Origin of the sequence: Sulfurovum sp., assembly GCF_049668085.1 — a bacterium.
GTDB lineage: Bacteria > Campylobacterota > Campylobacteria > Campylobacterales > Sulfurovaceae > Sulfurovum.
The window spans coordinates 1-3,082 of record NZ_JBATIY010000110.1; the positions used below are offsets into that span (position 1 = coordinate 1).

Annotated in this window: 4 protein-coding genes; 2 read left to right on the plus strand and 2 right to left on the minus strand. The window is 38.1% G+C overall.

Translation table 11 applies throughout. The features are described 5' to 3' along the window. Positions 1-560: nitrilase-related carbon-nitrogen hydrolase (locus tag WBM70_RS07220; protein ID WP_424557827.1), on the minus strand; the 560-nt coding region annotated here is incomplete at its 3' end. Positions 561-596: 36 nt separating this feature from the next. Between WBM70_RS07220 and WBM70_RS07225 the strand changes: the two genes are divergently transcribed. Next, complete coding sequence (locus tag WBM70_RS07225; protein WP_424557828.1) at positions 597-1,208, plus strand: CAP domain-containing protein; 612 nt, start codon at positions 597-599, stop codon at positions 1,206-1,208. Here WBM70_RS07225 and WBM70_RS07230 read toward each other — a convergent pair. Then, positions 1,202-2,230 carry an agmatine deiminase family protein gene (locus tag WBM70_RS07230; RefSeq protein WP_424557829.1) on the minus strand — a complete coding sequence of 343 codons (1,029 nt, stop codon included), beginning with the start codon at positions 2,228-2,230 and terminating at the stop codon, positions 1,202-1,204. The two genes, WBM70_RS07225 and WBM70_RS07230, sit on opposite strands and share 7 nt — an antisense overlap. Before the next feature lie 39 nt (positions 2,231-2,269). Between WBM70_RS07230 and WBM70_RS07235 the strand changes: the two genes are divergently transcribed. Continuing rightward, a partial coding sequence (locus WBM70_RS07235) for an alanine racemase (protein WP_424557830.1) occupies positions 2,270-3,082 on the plus strand: 813 nt, incomplete at its 3' end.

Below are 3,082 nucleotides of genomic sequence, written 5' to 3' on the forward strand. Positions count from 1 at the left end.
GCTTTCTCTTTTTCGCTGTCTTCATCAAACCAGCCTATGGCAGTAGGGTAGATGAGCAGTTCTGCTCCCTTAAGTGTCATGGCACGTGCAGCTTCAGGATACCATTGGTCCCAGCAGATCAGTACACCCAGTTTTCCAACAGACGTTTGTATCGGTTCAAAACCTAGATCTCCCGGGGTAAAATAAAATTTCTCATAAAACCCGGGATCATCTGGAATGTGCATTTTTCTGTATTTCCCTGCAACAGAACCATCTTTTTCAAAAACGACTGCAGTGTTATGGTAGAGTCCTGCTGCACGTTTTTCAAACAGTGAGGTAACCAATACTATACTGTTTTCTTTGGCAACACTGCTCCAAAATACTACATCAGATTCAAATTGAGATGCATAATCAAAAAACTTTGTATCTTCACTTTGACAAAAATACTCTGTTTGATGTAACTCTTGTAGTACAACAAGTTGTGCACCATTCTGTGCAGCTTGTTGTATCTGTTCTTTAGTGACTTGTAGGGTTTGTTCTTTAGTGTGATGGTAAGATTGTTGGATAAGTGCTGTTTTCATAGTATGATTTTATCATAAAATACTATAATCAAAAAAATGAGTATAAAAGAGGTCCTTGTGAATTATAGTAAAACATCTATCATGCTATTCATGCCTATGATTTTTTTTGCTGGTTGTGGCTCTCATACGATATACAAAGAAAGTACAATGGTTTCAAAACCCTATCATGCACCTGAACTTGATAGTCAGACAAAACAAAACTATTTAAATGCTGTCAATAAAGTACGCAGTCAAGGTAGAAATTGTGGTCATGCGGGTAATTTCTCTGCTGCACGAGCTTTGAAATGGAGTGATACACTATATAAAGCATCTTTTGAACACAGTCAAGATATGGCAAAGAGTAACAACTTTAGTCATAATGGATCCTATAGAACATCTGACTGGACAGCTAATGTACAACATTTGAGAAGAGGCAGTAGTTTTAGGGAACGTATAGAAAATAATGGATATAAAAAATGGAAAAATATTGCAGAAAATATTGAAATGGGATCTTCAACTATAAATGAGGCTTTAGCACATTGGTTAGCTTCTGATCAGCATTGTGCCAATATCATGAACCCTGATTTTACAGATGTCGGTATGGCGAGTGTAAAAAAAGAGGGTACGCAGCTAAAGTATTGGACACAAAAATTTGCTGCACATCAATAAACCACTTGCATCGTAGAGCAATGTAGACTTCCACCTTGTTCTATCAATTTTAAACAATTGATCGGAATGATCTCTTTATCTGGAAATACTTCTTTAAATAGTTCTCCTACTCTCGCATCATTTTTATCATTATAAGTAGGATAGATAAGTGCATCATTGGTAATAAGAAAATTGGCATAGGTCGCAGGTAGTCGTTCTCCGGTATCATTATATTTTGCTTCACACATGGGAAGTGGAATCAATGTGTATGGTTTACCTTCTGTCGTTGTAAAGCCTTGCAGTTGCGCTTCCATCTTCAGCAGTGCCGGATAATGCTCATCTTCGGTATCGTCACACTTTATATACATGATCGTTGTTTGATTGACAAACCTGGCCAGGGTATCAATGTGACTGTCTGTATCATCACCTGCAAGATAACCATGGTCTAACCATAAAACCCTCTGTGCACCTAAATGGGTATGCAGTTTCTCTTCTATCTCTTTTTTACTCAGTCCACTGTTTCTGTTTGGGTTGCAAAGACATTCAGAAGTAGTGAGTATGGTACCTTTTCCATCACTCTCTATAGAACCGCCTTCCAATACAAAATTAACTTGTTCAAGAGGTGTGATACCCAAGTAGCCTTTTGTATATAAAGTTTTGTTGACAGCGTTGTCAAGTGTTGCTTCAAATTTACCACCCCAACCGTCAAACGTGAAGTCAAGCAGTTTTACTTCATCGTCTTCTTTTAGACTGATATAGCCGTAGTCACGTATCCAGGTGTCGTTGGTAGGTATCTCTATAAAAGTCATGTTACGTGTGGAACAAAACATATTTGAGATCTTTTCTTTATCTTTGCAGATAATGTATACAGCTTCTCCATAGGCTATGGCCTGCGCAATACGTATAAAAGGAGAGAGACTTTCCTCTAATGCTACAGGATTGTCTACATTGTACCAATCTGTTTCTTCATGTGGGAAAGAGATGAGTACAAGACGTTGTTTTTCCCATTCTGCTGGCATTACTCTTTTTGCATTTTCTTGCATTTTGTCCCTTTTTATTATCTATTTTGGTATAATCTCTACATGGCATTTATTACAATAAATAAACAAAATTTCTATCATAATCTTAACCAAATTGCACTAAAAACTGGCTCAGTTGAGAAGATCGCAATTGTCCTTAAAGACAATGCCTATGGTCATGGTCTAGAGCTTATGGGAAGACTGGCATCGGAGTTTGGTATCAAACATGCTGTTGTACGAAAAACGGTAGAAGCAGAGTTGATAAGATCATTATTTGAAACAGTACTTATACTTGGTGACAGCATCATAAAGGATGAGAAATACTCTTTTGCTGTTAATACTTTGGGCGATATCAAAAAAGCCCAACAAGATGCAAAAGTAGAACTTAAAGTAGATACAGGCATGCATCGTAACGGTATCGCTTTGGATGAGATAGATGAAGCACTTGATCTGATAAAAGAAAACAATTTAGAGCTTACAGGTGTGATGACACACTACCGCAGTGCAGATGAATTGAGCTCCGAACTCTTTTGGCAACAAAAACAGTTTGAAACAGTGAAACAAAAAGTAAAAGAGGCAGGTTTTGCAGGCGTAAGAGTACATTCACATAACTCTGCTGCTATCCTTCGCATGAAAAGTTTTGATGAAGATCTGGTACGCGTAGGTATAGGGGCATATGGATACAATGAATTACCAGACTCTTTTGATGAAGTAGCATTGCGTCCAGTGATGTCACTGCATGCTAAAAAGGTTTCTTCTAGAGTGTTAAAATCCGGCGAACGTATCGGTTATGGAGGAGACTTCATCGCTGCAGATGAGATGACAGTATCTACTTATGATCTAGGCTATGGTGATGGATGGTGCAGAGGGGACGCT